The organism is Pseudomonas sp. MWU13-2100 (genome assembly GCF_023242365.1).
Lineage (GTDB): Bacteria > Pseudomonadota > Gammaproteobacteria > Pseudomonadales > Pseudomonadaceae > Aquipseudomonas.
This window is the reverse complement of the sequence record NZ_JALLIX010000002.1, coordinates 46,986-67,963: the sequence shown is the minus strand read 5'-3', so window position 1 is coordinate 67,963 and position 20,978 is coordinate 46,986. Positions and strand designations below refer to the sequence as shown.

12 protein-coding genes and 1 pseudogene are annotated in these 20,978 nt (G+C 63.5%); all 13 read left to right on the top strand.

Going from position 1 to position 20,978, the window contains the following annotated elements:
- Positions 1-56 precede the first annotated feature (56 nt).
- The 13 genes and pseudogenes from M5B99_RS01985 to M5B99_RS01925 all read left to right on the top strand — a co-directional run bounded on the left by M5B99_RS01985 (position 57) and on the right by M5B99_RS01925 (position 20,924).
- Positions 57-1,475: a PLP-dependent aminotransferase family protein gene (locus tag M5B99_RS01985; RefSeq protein ID WP_248802393.1), complete on the top strand. Its 1,419-nt coding sequence runs from the start codon at positions 57-59 to the stop codon at positions 1,473-1,475.
- 276 nt (positions 1,476-1,751) lie between these two features.
- Entirely contained in the window at positions 1,752-3,401 is a 1,650-nt protein-coding gene (locus M5B99_RS01980) for a VRR-NUC domain-containing protein (protein WP_248802392.1), read from the top strand.
- Positions 3,398-5,647 (top strand): ATP-dependent DNA helicase, encoded by a 2,250-nt coding sequence (locus M5B99_RS01975; RefSeq protein WP_248802391.1) that lies wholly within the window; start codon positions 3,398-3,400, stop codon positions 5,645-5,647. Before M5B99_RS01980 ends, M5B99_RS01975 begins: the two co-directional genes overlap by 4 nt.
- A gap of 319 nt (positions 5,648-5,966) precedes the next feature.
- Positions 5,967-7,004: an efflux RND transporter periplasmic adaptor subunit gene (locus M5B99_RS01970; protein WP_248802577.1), complete on the top strand. Its 1,038-nt coding sequence runs from the start codon at positions 5,967-5,969 to the stop codon at positions 7,002-7,004.
- A gap of 52 nt (positions 7,005-7,056) precedes the next feature.
- Positions 7,057-10,122 (top strand): efflux RND transporter permease subunit, encoded by a 3,066-nt coding sequence (locus tag M5B99_RS01965; protein ID WP_248802390.1) that lies wholly within the window; start codon positions 7,057-7,059, stop codon positions 10,120-10,122.
- Positions 10,123-10,126: 4 nt separating this feature from the next.
- The gene (locus M5B99_RS01960) at positions 10,127-13,246 is read left to right on the top strand and encodes an efflux RND transporter permease subunit (protein ID WP_248802389.1); all 3,120 of its coding nucleotides are present in this window, start codon (positions 10,127-10,129) and stop codon (positions 13,244-13,246) included.
- 2 nt (positions 13,247-13,248) lie between these two features.
- Positions 13,249-14,691 (top strand): efflux transporter outer membrane subunit, encoded by a 1,443-nt coding sequence (locus M5B99_RS01955; RefSeq protein WP_248802388.1) that lies wholly within the window; start codon positions 13,249-13,251, stop codon positions 14,689-14,691.
- A 183-nt stretch (positions 14,692-14,874) separates the two neighbouring features.
- On the top strand, positions 14,875-15,921 hold the full coding sequence (locus M5B99_RS01950) for a phytoene/squalene synthase family protein (protein ID WP_248802387.1): 1,047 nt from the start codon (positions 14,875-14,877) through the stop codon (positions 15,919-15,921).
- A 63-nt stretch (positions 15,922-15,984) separates the two neighbouring features.
- Positions 15,985-17,187 carry a DUF3142 domain-containing protein gene (locus tag M5B99_RS01945; RefSeq protein WP_248802386.1) on the top strand — a complete coding sequence of 401 codons (1,203 nt, stop codon included), beginning with the start codon at positions 15,985-15,987 and terminating at the stop codon, positions 17,185-17,187.
- Positions 17,174-19,345, top strand: a complete 2,172-nt coding sequence (locus M5B99_RS01940; RefSeq protein ID WP_248802385.1) for a hypothetical protein — start codon at positions 17,174-17,176, stop codon at positions 19,343-19,345. Before M5B99_RS01945 ends, M5B99_RS01940 begins: the two co-directional genes overlap by 14 nt.
- A gap of 111 nt (positions 19,346-19,456) precedes the next feature.
- A complete protein-coding gene (locus tag M5B99_RS01935) occupies positions 19,457-19,687 on the top strand; it encodes a hypothetical protein (RefSeq protein WP_103497472.1) in 231 nt (76 codons plus the stop codon).
- Between the two features lie 200 nt (positions 19,688-19,887).
- Positions 19,888-20,133 (top strand): annotated as a pseudogene (locus tag M5B99_RS01930) (purine nucleoside permease); the annotation flags it as partial.
- A 68-nt stretch (positions 20,134-20,201) separates the two neighbouring features.
- The gene (locus tag M5B99_RS01925; RefSeq protein ID WP_248802384.1) at positions 20,202-20,924 is read left to right on the top strand and encodes an alpha/beta hydrolase; all 723 of its coding nucleotides are present in this window, start codon (positions 20,202-20,204) and stop codon (positions 20,922-20,924) included.
- Positions 20,925-20,978 lie beyond the last annotated feature (54 nt).

The following is a 20,978-nucleotide window of genomic DNA, read 5'->3' as shown; positions in this document are numbered from 1 at the left end:
TATTGATAGTTTCAGACACTCCCCAGCCGGGTGCGGATTCGTCCGTACCCCAGGACATGACTCAACCGTTACCCGACAAGGGACGTAAACACTCGGACTTCGCCTACCAGGCGGTCTACCGTTATCTGGTCAGTCTGATCAGCGAAGTCGAGACCGATGCCCGGGTCAAGCTGCCGTCCCTGCGCCAGCTGGCCGAGCGCTTGAATGTTTCGATCTCGACCATCCAGTACGCCTATTCCCTCCTGGAAAAGGAGGGGCGGGTGTATTCGCTTGCCAAGTCGGGTTACTACGCGCTACCGGTCTCCGGGGCGTCGTTTGTCAGTGGCAGCGCCGATGTGCTGGAGCGCCTCTATGTGCATTCGCGGCGGCCAGGCACCTTGGTGCTGAGCAGCGATGAACCGGCGCTGTTGCTGTCGCTGGACAACCCACTGTTGTTGCTCGAACGCGAGCTGGTGCGCCAGTACCCGCGCCAGCAGGCGCCGCAGTTCCAGCCGTTTGGTGAGTTGGAGCTGCGCACCGCCCTGGCCGTGCGCTATACCACCTCGGCCCAACGTTATTGGCATGCCGACGATGTCTATATCGGTGCGGACCTGCGCAGCGTGCTGGAAACCCTGATGGCCGCATTGAGCCTGAAACAGGCCACGGTGCTGGTGGAGTCGCCCTGCGATTGGGTGATTCTGCGTTTGTTGCAGGCGGGCGGGGTCAATATCGTCGAATTGCCGTTGCTGGACGACGGGGGCTTTGACCTGGCGGCCCTGGAACACTTGCTACAGACCCAGCCGGTCAAGCTGCTGCTGATGTCTTCCGGGCTCAGTGTGCCCCGTGGCAGCCTGATGCCTCCTGCGCAACGCGAGCACCTGGCGCGGCTGCTGGAGCATTTCGGCGTCTGGTTGCTGGAAAACGACAGCCATGGCGAGTTCGCCTTCGAGACCGGCGGCCCGCGGATGCGTGACCTGGTGGACCCGGATCGCCTGCTGGTATTCGCCAGTTTCGAGCGGATCATGGGCGCCGAGGCGCCTTTTGGCTACTTGCTGTCCCGGCATCTGGGGGCGGAGTTGCAGCGGCATTTCCTGTTGCGTTCGTTTCGCATGTCGCCGACCCGGCAGAAGGCGATTGCCCGGCTCTACAGCAGCGGGCGAATCGATCAACACCTGGCGACCCTGCGCCGTTTGTTGCAGGAGCGCTTGGCGCATATGAGCGGTTTGTTGCGCGAGCGTCTGTCCGACAGCCTGGCGTTCGTGCCGCCACAGGGTGGGGCGACGGTATGGGCGCAGGCGACCCGGCCGGTGGACATGCGCAAGGTGTTCGAGCGACTGCTGGAACAGAAGATCGTCATCGCCCCCGGCGAATTGTTCAGCCTGCATGGCCTGCATCAGCAGCACCTGCGCCTGTGCGGCACCGCCAATGGCCATCGTCACCTGGACCAGGCCATGGCTGTGCTGGCCGATGCCCTGCGCCTGGAACAGCTCGACTGAGGCGTACAGGCTGGGCTTGGCGTTATTCCACGGCGATACATCGTCCTGTAGGCGCCGGCTTGCTGGCGATGCGGTCTGATAGGCGATATCGCCGTTGCCTTGAAAAGCGCTATCGCCAGCAAGCCGGCACCTGCAATTGAATCAGTGTTCCGGCCGGAAAACCGTTGTGCCAACGAAGGGCCGGGGCGCCCTTTGTCCGTTTCTATTTGCCAGGGGCGGGAGGGCCTGTTATCTGTATGCATAACCAGCATTCGATAGCCGTGGTCCTTCCCGCCCGTGACAACTCAGCCCCTCGACGATCCGTTCTATTACTTGAACAACTTCCAGCAAGTGCTCGACTGGCTGGCCACGCGTTATGCCGACCTGCTGGACGAGCAGGAACAGGCCTTCATCGACGATTTCTCCCGTTTGCCCAAGGCCTCCCGGGCCTTGCTGGTAAGAATGGTGATGCGCAAGGGCGAGCACTTTCGCGCCGGCAAGCTGAACTATGCCGAGATCGGCGATCCCCGGCAGGCGGCGCTGCCGCTGCTGGCACTGGGCTGGGTGCGCGATGAGGCACCGTTGAGCCTGGCGCAGTTGTTCGCGGTCCTGCAAAAGGCCGAGGTGCTGCACAGCTTCAAGGCCGATATCACCCAACCCAGGGCCAACAAACCCGAGCTGTATACGGAACTGGCCCTGCGCTTCGACGAGAGCCGCGCGTTTGCCCAATGGTGCCCAAGCATTCCCGAGGCGCTTTACAGCCTGCAGGTGATGCCCCTGTGCGACCGCCTGCGGTTGATGTTTTTCGGCAACCTGTACCAGGACTGGTCCGAATTCGTACTGGCCGACCTGGGCATCTTTACCTATGAAAAGGTTGAGCTCTGCGCATCCTCCCGCGGCCTGCGCAGCCGTGCCGACCTCGATGGCTACCTGCACCTGCAGGCGGCTCGCGAAGCCCTTGAGGCGGGTGAGCAGCCCGGACTGATACACGAGCACGTCAATCAGTTGGCCACCGACAACCCCTGGTTGGAACGCCGCCGGGGCAAACTGTTGTTCCAGCTCGGGCAGCAGAGCGAGCGCTTGCATGATTGGCCCGGCGCGCTGGCGATCTATAGCGCTTGTACCCACCCGCCAGCACGTCTGCGGCGAATTCGTGTACTGGAGCGCCTGAGCGAGTTCCAGGCGGCCATGGACCTGGCATTGCAGGCACAGGCCGCCCCCCACAGTGCCGAAGAACAGCAGCATCTGCTACGCATTTTGCCCCGGTTGCGGCGCAAGCTCGGGTTGCCGGCGATGGCCCCGGCAGCGCCGGTGGCGATTACCCGATTGGACCTGGTACTGATCAATGACCCAGGCCTGTCCGTCGAGCAAGGCGTCGCCCGGCACCTGCACGAACCGCGGGCTCCGGTGCACTACGTGGAAAACACCCTGATCAATTCGCTGTTCGGCCTGTTGTGCTGGCCGGCGATCTTCGCGCCGCTGCCGGGGGCGTTTTTCCACCCGTTCCAGAGCGGCCCGGCGGACCTGCACGACGAAGACTTCCACGCTCGCCGCATCGAACTGTTCGCCGAATGCCTGGGGCAACTGGAGGACGGTCGCTACCAAGAGAGCATTCGCGCCACCTTCACCGCCAAATGGGGCCTGCAATCACCCTTTGTGTTTTGGAACATCCTCACCCCGGAGCTATTGGAGCAGGCCCTTGACTGCCTGCCGGCCGAACATCTGAAACACTGGTTCGAGCGCCTGCTGCTGGATATCCGCGCCAACCGCGCCGGCATGCCCGACCTGATCCAGTTCTGGCCCGCCGATAAACGCTACCGGATGATCGAAGTCAAAGGCCCAGGTGACCGGTTGCAGGACAACCAGCTGCGCTGGCTGGAGTTCTGCCGCCAGCACCAGATGCCGATTGCCGTCTGCTATGTGCAATGGGCAGTGGAGGCGCCTTGACCTACCGTGTTGCCGTGCGCGCCTTGTGCGAGTTCACCGCCAAGGTCGGCGACCTGGACCTGCGCTTCACGCCGTCGCCGAGCGCCCAGGAGGGCATGCTCGGACATCGCACCGTGGCTTCCCGGCGTGCCGAGGGTTACCAGGCGGAACTGCCGGTGGAAGGCTATTACCGCCACCTCAAGGTCCAGGGCAGGGCGGACGGCTACGATCCGGTGCAAAACCTGCTGGAGGAAATCAAGACCTACCGTGGCGATCTCACCGCACAGCCGGCCAATCACCGGCAACTGCACTGGGCCCAGGCGCGGATCTACGCCTGGCTGGTCTGCCAGCAGTTGCAACTGGCGGAAATGCACCTGGCGCTGGTGTACTTCGATATCGTCAGCGAAAAGGAAACCGTGCTGCGGGAAACCTGGAGCGCCGCGCAGCTTGAGGCATTCTTTGCGCAGCAGTGCGAACGCTTCCTGCACTGGGCCGAGCAGGAGGCCGGCCATCGCCAGGCCCGCGACCAGGCGGCGCGGGACCTGGCCTTTCCCCACGACGATTTTCGCCCCGGCCAACGGACCCTGGCGGAGACGGTGTACAAGGCCGTCAGCACCGGGCGGTGTCTGATGGCCCAGGCGCCGACCGGGATCGGCAAGACCCTCGGCACGCTGTTCCCGATGCTCAAGGCGCTGGCCCCGCAACAGTTGGACAAGGTATTTTTCCTCACTGCCAAGACTCCAGGCCGGCAGTTGGCGCTGGATGCGGCGCAGGTCCTCTTCGAGCGCTCGCCCGCGCTACCGTTGCGGGTGCTGGAACTGGTGGCCCGGGACAAGGCCTGCGAACACCCGGACAAGGCCTGTCACGGCGAGGCCTGCCCCCTGGCCCGGGGCTTTTACGATCGCCTGCCTGCGGCGCGACAGGCCGCGGTCGGCGTGCCCTTGCTCAACCAGCAGGCGCTGCGAACCATCGCCCTGGCCCATGACATCTGCCCCTATTACCTGAGCCAGGAAATGGCTCGTTGGAGCGATTGGGTGGTCGCCGACTACAACTACTACTTCGACTTCAGCGCGCTGCTGTTCGGCCTGGCCCAGGCCAACCAGTGGCGGGTGGCGACGCTGGTGGACGAAGCCCACAACCTGGTGGAGCGCGGGCGGCAGATGTACAGCGCCAGCCTCGATCAGGAGGTCTTGAACAGTGTCCGGCGCAACCTGCCCGAGGCGCTGAAAAAGTCGTTCCAGCGCTTGAACCGCGAGTGGAATGTCTTGCACAAGGAGCAGATCAGCCCTTATCAGGCCTATGGGCAGGCGCCCGTCAAGCTGCTGAACGCCATTGGCTTGTGCGTGTCGGCCATCGGCGACTACCTCAATGACCACCCGCAAGACGTTGATGGTGAACTACAGGGCTTCTATTTCGAGCTGCTGCAGTTTTCCCGGGTAGGGGAACTGTTCGACGAGCATTACCTGTTTGACATCAGCCTGCGTGAGAGCGGGCGGCGGCGCAGCGCGCAGCTTTGCCTGCGCAATGTGGTTCCGGCCGGCTTCTTGCGCCCACGGCTGACGGCATCCCGCAGCAGCGTGCTGTTTTCCGCGACTCTGAGTCCCCGGCACTACTACAGCGACCTGCTGGGCTTGCCGGCAGGCACTGCCTGGATCGACGTAGAGTCGCCGTTCAAGCGCGAGCAACTGGACCTGCGGATCATCAGCCAGATATCCACCCGCTATGTCCATCGTCAGGCCTCGTTGGCGCCCATCGTCGAGCTGCTGGCCGCACAGTTCGCCGAGCGCCCCGGCAACTACCTGGCGTTCTTCAGCAGCTTCGACTACTTGCAGCAAGTGGCACAGCTACTGGCCGAGACCCATCCACAGATTTCGCTCTGGCAGCAGTCGCGCCGCATGGAGGAAAGCCAGCGCCAGGCTTTTCTCGAACAGTTCACCGAGCACAGCCAGGGTATCGGCTTCGCGGTCCTCGGCGGGGCCTTTGGCGAGGGTATCGATTTGCCTGGCCAGCGACTGATTGGCGCGTTTATCGCGACCCTGGGGTTGCCGCAGCTGAACCCGGTCAATGAACAGATCAAACAGCGCATGGCCGCCCTGTTCGGCGCCGGGTACGACTACACCTATCTGTACCCGGGTGTGCAGAAAGTCGTGCAGGCGGCGGGTCGGGTGATTCGCGGCGAGCAGGATCGCGGGGTGGTGATGCTGATCGATGATCGTTTTGCCGAGGCCAGGGTCCGGCAGTTGTTGCCGCGCTGGTGGCAGGCCTGACAAGTGCGTGGTCTTGGCTGCCCATGTCCAGGCTGACATATCGAAGCAGTGCTACACCGCATCCCGTCACGGCATCCGTTTGGATTGCTTAACTGACAAGAGTTTCACGATCAGCCTACCGCCCCAGAAAGCCTAGGTTCAGGTTCACGGGCGCAACCTCGATAGCAGACTAATCTCCAGTGCACATGGCCATTGGCCGTTGCCGGTATTGAAGCGCGCGCCCGGGGAGAGATGAGTGAAGCACAGCAAGGGAACAAGCATTCTGCTGGTGGTCGGGGTACTGGGGCTCCTGGCGGGGGGCTGGGTGCTTTCTCACAGTATGAACAAGCCCAAGGGCAAGCCGCCCTCGATGGGCGATCCGGTGACGGCGGTCGCCGTCAAATTGATGGATGTGCCGGTGTATATCGATGCCCTGGGCACGGTGACGCCGACCCGCAGCGTCACCGTGGTCAGCCAGGTCTCGGGCATTCTTTCCTCGGTGGACTTCAAGGAAGGCCAGCGGGTCGGCAAGGGCCAGGTGGTGGCGCGTATCGATGACCGCGCGCTCAAGGCCCAGCTGGCCCAGGCCAAGGGTGTGCTGGCCCACGACCAGGCAGCACTGGTCAACGCCCAGCGCGACCTGGCGCGCTTTCGTGAATTGATCAAGGTCGGCTCGGTCAGCCAGCAAACCCTCGATACCCAGGCTGCCACGGTGCAAGAGCAAGTGGGAACAGTGGCGGCGGATGACGGTGCGGTGCAGAACCTGCAGGTACAGGTGAGTTACTGCACCATCACCTCGCCGGTCGATGGCATCGTCGGCCTGCGCCTGGTGGACCCGGGCAACTTCTTGGCCGCGGGCAGCACTACCGCGATCGCGGTGATCACCCAGATGACCCCTGCCACGGTGGTCTTCGCGGTGCCGGAGGATGACCTGGGCGCCGTCGACCAGGCCATGGCCAGGGGCAAGGTCGATGTCCTGGCCTACGATCGCAACAAACATAACCTGCTGGCCAGCGGGACCTTGCTGGCCCTGGACAACCAGGTCGACACCACCACCGGCACGGTGCGGGTCAAGGCGCAATTCAACGACAGCGGCAATGCGTTGTTCCCCAATCAATTCGTCAATGCCCGGCTCAAGGCCGACACCTTGCAGCAGGTCGCCGTGGTCCCGACCCTGGCGATCCAGCACGGCAGCAAGGGTGATTTCGTCTTCGTGGTGCAAGGCAACAAGGCCAGCCTGCGTACTATCAAGAGTGGCCCGGCCAGTGGCGACCTGACGGCGGTGCTGGAGAATGGAGTGAAAGTCGGTGAGCAGGTGATTACCGAAGGTGCAGACAAACTGGACAACGGCTCCATGGTCAAGGTGGTCAGCCAGTGAGTTCAGCAATGTCTCAGACCTTCCGTTTGTGCTGCCCGGGTAGTCATTGCTCATGAACGTCTCCAGACCTTTTATCGAGCGACCCATCGCCACCACGCTGTTGATGGTCGCGATTTTCCTGATGGGGTTGCTCGGCTACCACTTCCTGTCGGTTTCCGCCCTGCCTGAAGTCGACTACCCGACGATCCAGGTCTTCACCCAGTACCCCGGGGCCAGTCCGGAGGTGATCAGTTCCTCGATCACCGCCCCGCTGGAACGCCAGTTCGGCGAAATGCCCGGCCTCAAGTCGATGGGCTCCACCAGTTCCAACGGTGCTTCGGTTATCACCCTGCAATTCGACCTGTCACTGTCACTGGATATCGCCGAACAGGAAGTGCAGGCCTCGATCAATGCCGCCGGCACCTTTCTGCCGGCCAATCTGCCGTACCCACCGGTCTACAGCAAGGTCAACCCGGCCGATGCGCCGGTCCTGACGCTGTCGCTGACTTCCGAAGTCTTGCCCCTGACCAGGATCGAGGACCTGGCCGATACTCGCCTGGCGCAGAAGATCTCGCAGATTTCTGGGGTAGGGCTGGTCACCATCAGCGGCGGCCAGCGCCCGGCCGTACGGATCGAGACCAATACCTCGGCGCTCAACAGCATGGGCCTGTCCCTGGAGGATGTACGCAGCGCCCTGGGGGCTGCCAACGTCAACCAGGCCAAGGGCAATATCGATGGCAAGTTCCAGGCGTTTTCCATCGGCGCCAACGATCAGCTGCAATCGGCCGAGGAATACCGCGACCTGGTGATTGCCTACAAAAACGGCGCACCGATCCGCCTGGCGCAGATCGCCACCTCGATCCAGGGCGCGGAAAACCCACGGCAGGCGGCCTGGACCAACGACACGCCATCGATCGTACTGAATATCCAGCGCCAGCCGGGAGCGAACGTGATCCAGGTGGTCGACCGGGTCCAGCAACTGCTGCCCAAGTTGCGCGCCAGTCTGCCGGGGACCCTGAAGGTCAACGTGTTGACCGACCGCACCCAGACCATTCGCGCCTCGGTCACCGACGTCCAGTACGAACTGGGGGTCGCGATACTGCTGGTGGTGCTGGTGATCTTCCTGTTCCTGCGCAATATACCGGCCACGGTGATTCCGGCCGTCACCGTGCCGTTGACCCTGATCGGTACCCTGGCCGTGGCCTACGTACTGGGGTTTTCCCTGAACAACCTGACGCTGATGGCGCTGACCATTGCCATCGGTTTCGTGGTCGATGACGCCATCGTCATGATCGAAAACATCACCCGCTACCTGGAGGCGGGCGATACGCCGTTGCAGGCCGCGCTCAAGGGCTCGGCGCAGATCGGTTTCACCATCATCTCACTGTCAGTGGCGCTGATCGCGGTGATGATCCCGCTGCTGTTCATGGGCGATGTGGTCGGGCGGCTGTTTCGCGAGTTCGCCATGACGGTGGCGGTGACCATTGTGATTTCCGCGATCATCTCCCTGACCCTGACACCGATGATGTGTTCGCGCATGCTGCGCAATCACAGCGCAGAACGTCGTCCGGACTTTTTCGACAAGATCAACGGCTACTACGTGCGTGGTCTTGATTGGGTGCTGCTGCACCGCACCCTGACGCTGATTTCCATCGTTTTCACCGCGCTGCTGACCCTGTTCATCATCGTGATCATGCCCAAGGGTTTTTTCCCCGAACAGGATACCGGGCTGATCCAGGGTATTTCCCAGGGGTCGCCCACTGTGTCGTTCCAGCAGATGGAGTTGCAGCAGCAGAAGCTCGCCGCGCGGATTCTCAAGGACCCGGCGGTGGCCAGCCTGTCGTCCTTCGTCGGCATCGACCAGACCAACCCGACCATCAACCAGGGCAACCTGCTGATCAACCTCAAGGATCGCGGCCAGCGCGACAGCGCCGCGGTGGTGATTCGCCGGCTATCGGACGCCAATGCCGATGATTCCGGGGTGCGCCTGTACCTGCACAGCGTGCAGGACCTGACTCTCGATGCGACGATCGCGACCACCAGCTACCGCCTCGGCTTGCAGGCCACCGACCCGCAGGTCCTGGAGGAGTGGACCTCCAAGCTGCTTTCGGCCATCGCCAAGGACCCGATGTTCAGCGACGTGCAAAGCCAGGCGATGCAGTTCGGCAATCAGATCCAGATCAATATCGACCGTGCCACGGCCTCGCGCCTGGGTGTCACGCCCCAGGCCATCGATAACGTACTGTACGACGCCTTTGGCCAGCGCCAGGTATCGACCATCTACACCCAGCTCAACCAATATCATGTGGTGATGGCCACCGACCGGCCACCGCGCAATATCGCCGACCTGCTGACCGGCCTGTATGTCACCACCAGCAGCGGGACCGTGACGCCTCTGGCGAGCATGGCCACCCAGCAGGTGATTCGCACTCCGATCACCATCAACCGGCTGGGCCAGTTCCCCTATGCCGACATCTCCTTCAACCTGGCTCCTGGCCAGACCCTGGGCGCGGCCGTGACGCGTCTGGATCAGACTGAAAAAGACCTCGGCCTGCCCTTGACGGTACAGGCCAACCTGGAGGGCGCCGCCGCGACCTTCCAATCCTCGCTGTCGAATCAGGTCTTTCTGGTGGTGGCGGCGATTGTGGTGGTCTACCTGATGCTCGGCATTCTCTATGAGAGCTTCGTGCACCCGGTGACCATCCTCTCGACCTTGCTCTCGGCGGCCCTCGGCGCCTTGCTGGCGTTGCTGGTCACCGGGACCCAGTTCGACATCATCGGTTTGATCGGCATCGTGCTGCTGATCGGGATCGTCATGAAGAACGGCATCATGATGGTCGACTTCGCCCTGGAGTTGCAGCGCAATGACGGACTCGATCCGGTCGCGGCGATTCGCAAGGCCGCGGAGCTGCGCTTCCGACCGATCCTGATGACCTCCATGGCCTCGCTGTTCGGCGCGGTGCCGCTGGCCCTGGGTACCGGCATCGGTTCGGAACTGCGCCATCCGTTGGGTATCGCGATCATCGGCGGGTTGTTGCTCAGCCAGCTGCTGACGCTGTTCTCCACGCCGGTGATTTTCCTGGCGATGAACCAGCTGGAACGTCGTTTCGGCAAGCGTCAAGCCGAGACCGGGGGCTGATGCCGTGAACATCAGCGCGCCGTTTATCCAACGCCCGATTGCAACCATCTTGCTGGCGGTCGGCCTGGCCCTGTTCGGCTGGCTGGCTTTCCTGTTGTTGCCGGTGGCGCCGTTGCCGCAAGTGGACTTCCCGACCATCAGCGTGCGTGCCTCGCTGCCGGGCGCCGATCCGGAAACCGTGGCCACCTCGGTGGCCACGCCGCTGGAACGGCAGTTCGGGCAGATCGCCGGGGTGACCCAGATGACCTCGTCGAGCAACCTGGGCTCGACCCGCATCAACCTGCAATTTGACCTGAGCCGCAATATCGACGGCGCCGCCCGCGACGTCCAGGCCGCCATCAACGCCGCCCGCAGCAGCCTGCCCAGCGATTTATCGGGTAATCCGACCTATCGCAAGGTCAACCCGGCGGATTCGCCGATCATGATCATCAGCCTGACCTCCGACAGTGCCACGCCCGGGCAAATGTATGACGTGGCCTCGACCTTGCTCGAGCAGAAGCTGCTGCAAACCAGCGGGGTCGGCGATGTTACCGTCGGCGGCGGTGCGCTGCCGGCGGTGCGCATCGAACTCAATCCGGATCGGCTCAACCATTACGGCGTCAGCCTGGAGCAGGTTCGCGCGGCAATCACCTCCTCGAACGCCAACCTGCCCAAGGGCGCGCTGTCCATCGACGATCTGTCCTACGGGATCGGCGCCAACGACATGCTGTTCAAGCCCGAGGACTACGCGCCGCTGGTGGTCAAGCAAAGCAACGGGGATGTGGTGCATATCTCCGACCTGGGCTATATCCGCGAGGATGTCGAGGACCTGCGCAACTTTGGCCTGTCCAATGGCCGGCCGGCGGTGTTGCTGGTGCTGTTCAAGCAGCCGGGGGCCAACGTCATCGAGACGGTGGACGCGGTCAAGGCCTCGCTGCCGTTCCTGCAAAGCTCGATCCCGGCCTCGATCAAGCTCAATATCCTGCTGGACCGTACCACCACTATCCGCGCCTCGTTGCACGATGTGGAGGTCACCCTGCTGGCGTCGATTTTCCTGGTGACCCTGGTGACCTTCGGTTTCTTCCGCGACTGGCGCAGCACCCTGGTGCCGGCGGTCGTCGTGCCGCTGTCGCTGCTCGGCACCTTTGGCGCCATGTATTTCCTCGGTTACAGCCTGAACAACCTGTCGCTGATGGCGCTGACCATTTCCACCGGTTTCGTGGTGGACGATGCGATCGTTATCGTGGAAAACATCATGCGCCACCTGGAACGGGGCGATACCCGTGTGCAAGCGGCATTGGCCGGGGCGCAGGAGGTCGGCTTCACGGTGTTGAGCATCAGTGTGTCGCTGATCGCGGTGTTTATTCCGTTGCTGCTGATGGGGGGGATCGTCGGGCGCCTGTTCCGCGAGTTTTCCATCACGCTGTCGGTGGCGATCCTGATTTCTATGCTGATCTCCCTGACCGTGACGCCGATGCTCTCCAGTATCCTGCTGCGCCCGAGTCAGGCAACGGGCTCGGAGCACGAGTACCCGGACTCGCGCTTCCATCGTTTCTATGATCGGACCCTGCTTTGGGTCGTCGAGCATTCGACCTTGATGGGCCTGCTGACCGTGCTGGTCATCGTGCTCGCCGGCGTGCTCTATGTGCTGGTGCCCAAGGGTTTCTTTCCCCGGGAGGATACCGGACGGCTGCAGGGCAGCATCATCGCGCCGCAGAGTATTTCCTACACGGCGATGCAGGAAGCGTTCAGCAAGATCAACCAGACGGTGTCGAAGAACCCGAATGTGCAGAGCGTTGGCGGTTTTATCGGTGGCGGTGGTGGGGGCGGCGGGGCGATCAACAGCGGCCAGTTGTTTATTGCGCTCAAGCCGATCGGTGAGCGCAAGGACAGCGCCGACCAGGTGATCGCCCAGGTTCGCAAGGCCCTCGGAGAGCTGCCGGGGACCCGGCTGTACCTGCAATCGGCCCAGGACATCACCGTCGGCGGTCGGCAGAGCGGGGCGCAATACCAGTACACCCTGACCGCCGATGACCAGGTCACCCTGGATGAATGGGTGCCCAAGGTCGTGGCCGTGCTGCACACCTTGGCGCAACTGACCGATATCAACACCGACCAGCAGGACAACAGCCTGCTGGCGAACATCAGCATCAATCGTGACGCCGCCGCCCGCCTGGGGGTCAATGTCGGCAATATCGACCAGACCCTCTACGACGCCTTCGGCCAGCGCCAGGTCTCGACCATCTACAAATCGGCCAACCAGTACCATGTGGTGATGGAAGTGGCGCCGCCTTACTGGACCGATCCGTTGGCGCTCAAGTCGATCTATGTCCCGACCGGGGCTGAAGCGTCCAGCCGGGCCGGAGGCGCCTCAACGCTGCCGGCGACCCCGCCGACGCTGGTGCCGCTATCTGCATTGTCGGATACCGGCATCCAGCGCACGGCGATTTCCATTGCCCACCAGGGCACCTTCCCGGCGGTGACGGCCTCGTTCAATCTGGCTCCGGGCGTCTCCATCGGCCAGGCCACGGTCCTGGTGGAAAATGCCGTGGCGCAGTTGCGTATGCCGGCCAGCGTGGTCGGGCAGTTCGCCGGCACGGCCCAGGTGTTCCAGTCGTCGGTGGCCAGCGAGCCGCTGCTGATCGTTGCGGCACTGTTGTCGGTGTATATCGTGCTGGGGATGCTCTACGAGAACCTGATGCACCCGCTGACCATCCTCTCGACCTTGCCCTCGGCCGGTGTCGGCGCACTGATCGCCTTGCTGCTGACCGGCACCGAGCTGTCGATCATCGCCCTGGTGGGGGTGATCCTGCTGATCGGGATCGTCAAGAAAAACGCGATCATGATGATCGATTTCGCCATTACCGAGCGGGTTCAGCGCGGGCGCAGTGCCCGCGAGGCGATTCATCGCGCCTGCCTGATCCGCTTCCGGCCGATCATGATGACCACCCTGGCGGCCATTCTCGGGGCCTTGCCGCTGGTCCTGGGCAGTGGCTACGGTTCGGAACTGCGCCGTCCGTTGGGGATTTCCATTATCGGCGGGTTGCTGCTCAGCCAATTGCTGACGCTCTACACCACGCCGGTTGTCTATCTGTGGCTGGACAGCGCTTCCGAGCGGCTGCGTCGGCGCGGCAAGGAGTCTTGAAAATGATGATGGGTCGACGCGCCGCTTACCTGGTCCTTCTGCTCAGCCTGAGCATCAGCGGCTGCATGGTCGGGCCGGATTACCGTAAACCGCCGATCGCACTGCCGCAGACTTTCAAGGAAGGAGCGCAATGGCAGCGGGCGGCGGCCAATCCCCAAGGTGCGCTGGACAGCCAGTGGTGGCTGGATTACCACGATCCGACCCTCAACGACCTGATGCTTCGCGCGGCCCGGGCCAACCAGTCGATTGTCGCCGCCGAGGCGGCCTACCGCCTGGCCCAGGCGCAAGTCGCCTCGAGCCGGGCCGGGCTCTGGCCGACGGTTACCGCCGGCCTGTCCGGTTCCCGTGGGGTCGGCAGGAGCGGCGGTACCGCCAGTACAACGAGCACCTCGAGTGGCTCGGTCGAGCAAAGTGTCAGCGCCACCCTCGGCGCCAGCTGGGAACCGGACCTGTGGGGCCTGGTACGCCGTGGCATCGAATCGAGCCAGGCTTCGGCCCAGGCCTCCGATGCGCTGTTGGCCGGAGTCCGACTGTCCATCGGCGGCAGTGTCGCCGGCAATTACTTCGGCATCCGCCAACTGGATATGGATATCCGCTTGCTGGAGCAACAACAGCGTATCAACCAGCAACTGCTGGACATGATCCAGACCGAATACACCCAGGGCACTGCATCCAACGACCAGTTGCTGCTGGCCCAGGACGAGTTGACCCGTGTGGTGGCTGCCTTGCAGACCTCGCAGCGTTCGCGCGAGCAGTTCGAGCATGCCCTGGCGGTACTGCTGGGTGTGGCCCCGGCGCAGTTCAGCCTGGCGCCGCTCGACAGTTTTGCCTTCAACCCGCCGGCCACCCCTTTGAGCCTGCCGTCGGGGCTGTTGCAACGGCGTCCGGACGTCGTTGCCGCCGAGCGCTCGGTGGCAGCGGCCAACGCGAAAATCGGCGTCGCCGAAGCCGCGTTCTATCCCAACCTCGACCTGACGGCCCAGGCCGGTTACACGGGCAGCGCCCTGGGCGGCCTGTTCTCGTTGCCGAAGCGGATTTGGAGCGTCGGTCCGGCGCTGGCCGAAACCCTGTTTGACGGCGGTGCGCGCTCGGCCGCGGTCAAGGCGGCCGAGGCCAGCTATGACGAGGAAGTCGCCAACTATCGCGGCACGGTGCTTGGTGCCTTGCAGAACGTGGAAGACAACCTCTCGGCGCTCAATCACCTGCAGACCCAGGCCCAGGCCTACCAGCAGATCTACCAGCGCAACCAGCAACTGTTCGGCAGCCAGCAGGCCCAGCAGAAAGCCGGCACGGTCAGCCTGCAAGGCGTATTGACCCAGCAACTGATCCTGCTGCAGACCGAGCAGAGTCTGCGTGACACCCAGGGCCAACTGGCCCAGGGCAGTGTCGCGTTGATCCAGAGCCTCGGCGGCGGCTGGCAGGGTGAGCGTTTGACCGGTAAGTGACGAATCGCGGCCTGTCGGTTTGGCGCATGAAACGTCAATGCCATCTACGGTCCCGATGAATATTTTCTGCTGTGGGCGCTGGCTCGTTATAACAATCTGTTGCAAGACGGTATCTTGTCGCTGCTTTCAAGTCTTCAAGATGCACGCGCCCCGAGCGATTTCTTTTATTCAACGAGCCTGAACATGCCCTTTACGCACACAACCGGAACATCGGCAGCGCAGAGCGCCCTCGGTTATCAGGAGGCGATTTTCCCCCAGGTGTCTCGCTCCTTCGCCCTCACCATCCCGCAATTGCCGCCGCCGTTGAACACGGCCATGACCACCGCCTACCTGCTGTGTCGGATCGCCGACACCATCGAAGACGATCCGGCGCTGTCGATTGCCGACAAGCAGCGCTATGAAGCGGCGTATATCCGCGCGGTCCTCGGTGAGATCGATGCCCAAGCGTTCTGCGATGGGCTGAGCCCCTTGCTCTGCGAAGCCAGTTCACCGGCGGAGCAGGCGTTGTTGAGCCAGCTGCCACGGGTGCTGGAGGTCTTGCGCGCCCTCGGCAAACCCCAGCAGGCGGCCATTGTGCAGTGCCTGCGGGTGATGTGCCCGGGCATGGGCGAGTTCCAGCGTGTCGCCGGCTTGCAGGGGCTGGAGAGTTTGGCCGAGCTCAAGCGCTACTGTTACTGTGTGGCCGGTGTGGTCGGTGAAATGTTCACCGAACTGTTCGTCGACTTCGCGCCGGAACTGGCGGTTCATCAGGCGCGGATGACGGCACTGGCGCCGTCGTTTGGCGAAGGCCTGCAACTGACCAATATCCTCAAGGACCAATGGGAGGACCGCCAGCGCGGCGTCTGCTGGCTGCCACGGGACCTGTTTGCGCGCCATGGCGTGGACTTGTCTGCGTTGCACGCAAGCACGCAGCCTGGTTATGGGCAGGCCTTGGGCGAACTGATCGGCATCGCCCATGCCCATCTGCGCCGGGCCTTTGACTACACGCTGCTGATTACGCCCGAGCACCGCAGCCTGAGGTTTTTCTGCCTGCACTCCATTGGCCTGGCGATATTGACCTTGCGCAACCTGCATCGCCGCGTGGATTTTCACGCCGGGTCGCAAGTGAAGGTGTCCCGTGGACTGGCAGTGGCGACCTTCAACACCCTGCGGGCGCTGAGTGCTCGCGACGTCGATTTGCGGACGCTGCTCGAGCGTGCGACACGTTCGTTGCCGCTGGCCAGTCTCTGAAGCGCGGCACGGTTGCGATAATATGCCGCCCAAACAGGCCCGCCGCGTTCGATAAGGGTTCGTATGTCCTTGATTTTTTCTGCCCGTCGACTGGTTCTCCTCGGCCTGCTCCTGCTGTTCAGCGGCTGCCAGCCGGCGCCGACAACGGCCCTCGACCAACAACTCTACATCTGGCAACGCCAATGGCGCCCGGCTCATGAGCAGGCGTTGGCCCGGAGTCGGGCGGATTTCTCGACCTTGCGGGTACTGGCCCTCCAGGCCCAGCCCAAGGCCGGGTGGAGCCGGGCGCGGGTGGATCTGGCGCAACTCGCGGCCGATGGCCGTCCGGTGATCGCGGTCATTCGCCTCGACGGCCAGCTTCCGGCCCTGGACCTGGACATGGCGGGTAGGCAGATCTTGAAGTTGCTGGCGGATTGGCAGGTTGGTGGTGTGATGCCCTCCGGGGTGGAAATCGACCATGACAGCGGCAGCGCGCGCCTGCCGGGCTATACCGACTTCCTGGTCAGGCTGCGCAGCCTGTTGCCGCCCTCATTGAAACTGAGTATCACCGCCTTGCCGGCCTGGCTCGACAGCCCGCAGTTGCCGGCGTTGTTGCAGGCGGTCGACAGCAGCGTGTTGCAGGTTCATGCAGTGAGCAATCCGAAGCTCGGCCTGTTCAATCCAGGGCAAGCCCGGGACTGGGCCGAGCGTTGGGGACGGCTCAGCGACAAGCCGTTTTACCTGGCGCTGCCAGCTTACGGCGTCGCCTTGTTGCCGGACGATCAGGGCGGGCCCGTGGTCGAAGGTGAAGTCACGCTTAACCGTGGCGGCGAGCGCCGAGAACTGCTGGCCGATCCGCAGCAACTGGCGACCCTGGCCCAGCAACTGCGGGCCAAGCCGCCGGCGCACCTGGCCGGGCTGATCTGGTTCCGCCTGCCGCTGCCCGGTGACCGCCGCGCCTGGAGCCTGACGACCTTGCGCGCGGTGGCCCGTGGCGAGGTCCTCGCGGGTCAATGGCGGGTTGCACTGTCGGCCCGCGAGGGCCTCTACGACATACGCCTTGAGAATCTCGGCAACCTCGACCGGTCGCTACCCGAGCGCGTGGTAGTGGACGCCGAGCAATGTGATGGCGTCGACGGCATCAATGGCTATACCTTGCAGCAAACCTCGAAGCAGCTCATTTTTACCCGCCAGTCCAGCGCGCGTATCGCCGCTGGTGGCCAACGCGCGCTCGGTTGGGCGCGCTGTACCCGAATCGATCAAGGAGCGTGGAATGTCTACCCGTAACTGGCCTCGGCACCTGCTGTGCCTGTCCCTCAGTCTGCCGCTATCGGCACTGGCCTGCGGTCCGGACTTTCCCTTGCGCCTGTTGAATGATCGGGCCCAGTCCCTGGCCGATCTCCCGGAAACCAACTTCGCCTTCGAAGTCAGTCGCTTCGGACAAGCCGTCACCGGCTTGAAGCAGGCGACCGAGGCGACCCTCACGCCGTACTGGGACAGTGACGACAGCAACAAGCCTTATCGCGAACAACGGGACAAGGTGGAGGCCAGCGAACTGCCGGAAAACCTGCGGGCCGAGGTGACGCGCCTGCGCAACCTGCAAGACCCGCAACAGGTAGAAACCCAGGGTGCGAGCTTGCCGGCCGAGCTGCGCCTGTATATCGCCGGTGCCGTGGCGTTCGAGGCCGGTGACGCGCAACGGGCCGTGGACTACTTCCGCCAGGTCCTGGCCTTGCCGGCTGACCAGCGCAAGCTGCGCAGCACCTGGGCCGCGTACTCCCTGGGACGAGCCCTGGTCGCCCTGAGTGTCCAGGCCGAAGCCGGCCCCGACAGCCCAGGGGACAGCGCCCCGGCCGCGGTGGTTACCGACGCCCAGTTGCTGGCCCAGGCCCGGCTTGCGTTCCAGCAGACACGGGCCTTGAGCGCCGGGGATTTCAGCGACCCGCTGGAGTTGGGGATTGCCAGCCTCGGCGAGGAAGCCCGGCTGGCCCTGCTCGATAACGACTGGAATGGCGCCATCGCACTGTATGCCAGCCAGAGCCAGTTGGGGTCCAACACGGGGTACTCCTCGCTCCTGCAGGTCGTCGGCGAGTTGGCGAAGAAGCCGGATGCCGAACTGAACACCTTGCTCAAGGAGAAAAATGTCCAGGTACTGTTGACCGCCTATGTGTTGAGCCGGGGTGGCGAGTCCTTCGATGAGCAGCCGGGGCATCAGCAGCGGCTTTCCAAGGCATTGCTGGCCAGCGTCGCCGGTAGCCTGGACAACGCCGACCGTCTGGCCGCCCTGAGCTATCAGAAGGGTGATTACGCAGCGGCCAAGGCGTTTGCCGAGCATGCCGGCGACGGAGGCCTGGCGTGGTGGGTGCGGGCCAAGCTGGCGCTGCGCGAGGGTGACAAGGTCCAGGCCGCGGCCGCTTATGCCAAGGCGGCCCAGGCGTTTCCCAAGGACGAGGCCTGGGGTACGCGACGGGCGCCTGACTGGAGCTTCGAGACCGTCCAGCCCGGTTGCCGGGTAGAGGGCGAAAGCGCGATTCTGGCACTGGATCGTGGCGACTACCTGCAAGCGTTCGACCAGCTCTACCGCAGCCAGGATATCTATTGGCTGGATGCCGCGACCGTGGCCGAGCGAGTGCTGAGCTCCGACGAGCTGAAAACCTATGTCGATGCCCATGTGCCCGCGGCGGCGGCAAAGCCCGAAGACAAGGACAATTATGTGCGGCGTCCGGTGGCCGCGCGGTTGCGCGAGCTGCTGGCGCGTCGTCTGTTGCGCGAGGGGCGCTACGATGAGGCGCCGAAGTACTTCGACAGCCCGGAACTGCAGGCCACGGCACGTGAGTATGGCCGCGATCGCCAGCAGGCGGTGTCGCGCTGGACTGCCACGGGCCGCGCCGAATCGCTGTTTGCCGCTGCCACGTTGGCGCGCAAGTCGGGCATGGAGATCCTCGGTTACGAGATGGCACCGGATTACCGCTCCCTGGACGGTTACTACAGCCTGGAAACACCCCCGTTGCAACCGGCAGCGTTTCTGGAAACCGCGGAAATCCAGCGGCAGCAGGCCACTGTGGCCAAGCCCGACCGGCGTTATCACTATCGCTGGGTGGCGGTGGATCTGGCCAACCAGGCGGCCGACCAGTTGCCCCACAGCAGCCAGGCGTTCGCCGCCGTGTTGTGCAAGGCGGCGGGCTGGGTGGCCGGGAGTGACGAGGAAATCCAGCTGTACCAGCGTTATGTCGAGCAAGGCCCGTACGTGAGTTGGGCGACGAATTTTGGCCAGCAGTGTCAGGAACCGAACTTTGACCAGGCCAACCGGCGTTACCTGACTCAGCCACTGAATACACTGCGTTCGGCCTTACGGCCCTACAAGGTGGCGCTGGTGGTTGGCGTTCTGGCGGTACTGGGCGGTCTGACGGCGCTGTGGCTCCGTCGGCGAAAAGCGAAGCTTTGAGGCAAGGTGGGCCAGGGCGTGCTATTGCTTAGGGATGCATCGCCTTGAACCTTTCATGAAGGGGCGGCTCTGGAACTTCATGTACTGCCCACAGAACCAAGAGGTGACGATATGCCGGTCAAGCACGATTTGCTCGCGGACCTGAAGTTGAACAAAGAGGCGCTTGCGCAGCACAGGAGCAAGGATCCCAGGCTCAACCAATTGCTTGATCAGTACGACGATATCGACAAGGAAGTGCTGGCGGCCGAGTCGGCCCAGGCGGCGGATGATCCCTTGCGAACGCTGAAGGAGCGGCGACTGAAAGTGAAGAACCAGATTGTCGAGCGTCTCCAGGCGCTTTGATCCGCGTGGGAGCTGGCCTGGTTCAGCCTTGCGGCGTCCATCCAGGCGCCATCGCCAGCAAGCCGGCTCCTACACATCCGTGTCACACCACAATATACCGCCGCGCAGAAATCGGCGTATCACCGACGAACCATCGTCGAACCCGGCCCTCGGTACCCAGTGGAAACTGGACTCGCGGGATGCGCCGAAAGACTGGCCCACACGAAGCCTTGCTGCGGGCGAGCAGGGCCGTGCGGGTGGACATCAATCGCCTGGCCGTAGTGCGTGCCGGCTCCGATTTCGACCGACCGTACCCTGGCTACAGCGAAGTCGACAACCTGCTCAAGTACGCCGACCAGGGTGGTTTTGTCCCGGCCCTGGAGAACCTGTACCGTGCGGGCAATCCGTTGGTACAGGCAATCCTCGGCAACTGGAAGGCGTGGGAGCAGGGTGTTCCGCAGAACTGAGTGGTTCGGTGGGGCGCACCGCCAGTGCTAAGCTGGGCGCCCCACCGATAGCCCGGAGAACCCCGACCATGCTCAAACCCCTGGCCCTGGCCTTGTTGCTGGCCTGCACCGCGTCGGTGGCACAGGCCGAACTGCTCGCCGATATGCCATTGACCTACCAGGCCCGGGCCAGTGCCGATAGCCACGACCAGCCGTTGGTGATTTTCCTGCATGGTTATGGCAGTAACGAAGACGATCTGTTCGGCATCAAGGACGATCTGCCGGCCAATTACACCGTGCTCTCGGTACGTGGCCGCCTGGAGCTGGACCTGGGCGCCTACCAGTGGTTCCACAAGAAGGTCGGCGCGGCGCAGTATGACGGCGACAGCGACGACCTGACTCAGAGTGCCGCGGCCATCAGCGATTTTGTCACCCGGGTCACCGAGAAATACCACACCCAGCCTGACAAGGTGTTCCTGGTAGGTTTCAGCCAGGGGGCGATGATGACCTATGAGGTCGCGCTCCGGCATCCCGAGATCTTGCGCGGCATCGCCTCACTCAGCGGGCGGGTGCTGCCGGCACTGCGCACGGAACTCCAGAGCGGGGCGAAATACGCCGGGTTGAAAGTCTTTATCGGTCATGGCACCGCCGATCCGCAGGTACCTTATGCCGGAGCGACCGAGGCCCTGGGCGTGTTGAAGGGGCTGTCCATTGAGCCGCAGTTTCATTCCTATCCCGGCGTCGGGCACACCATCAGTGCCACGGAAGTCGAGGATCTGAAAAACTGGATCAATGCTTCATTGCAACACTGATGGTCCGCTGTTTTCCCGATTGCACTTGCAGCGCTGGCCGGGGTCTGATGCTTG

Coding starts and splice junctions, on each gene's coding strand:
- M5B99_RS01985 (WP_248802393.1), top strand. CDS start 57: ATGACTCAACCGTTACCCGACAAGGGACGTAAACACTCGGACTTCGCC.
- M5B99_RS01970 (WP_248802577.1), top strand. CDS start 5,967: ATGAACAAGCCCAAGGGCAAGCCGCCCTCGATGGGCGATCCGGTGACG.
- M5B99_RS01965 (WP_248802390.1), top strand. CDS start 7,057: ATGAACGTCTCCAGACCTTTTATCGAGCGACCCATCGCCACCACGCTG.
- M5B99_RS01955 (WP_248802388.1), top strand. CDS start 13,249: ATGATGATGGGTCGACGCGCCGCTTACCTGGTCCTTCTGCTCAGCCTG.
- M5B99_RS01950 (WP_248802387.1), top strand. CDS start 14,875: ATGCCCTTTACGCACACAACCGGAACATCGGCAGCGCAGAGCGCCCTC.
- M5B99_RS01945 (WP_248802386.1), top strand. CDS start 15,985: ATGTCCTTGATTTTTTCTGCCCGTCGACTGGTTCTCCTCGGCCTGCTC.
- M5B99_RS01940 (WP_248802385.1), top strand. CDS start 17,174: ATGTCTACCCGTAACTGGCCTCGGCACCTGCTGTGCCTGTCCCTCAGT.
- M5B99_RS01935 (WP_103497472.1), top strand. CDS start 19,457: ATGCCGGTCAAGCACGATTTGCTCGCGGACCTGAAGTTGAACAAAGAG.
- M5B99_RS01925 (WP_248802384.1), top strand. CDS start 20,202: ATGCTCAAACCCCTGGCCCTGGCCTTGTTGCTGGCCTGCACCGCGTCG.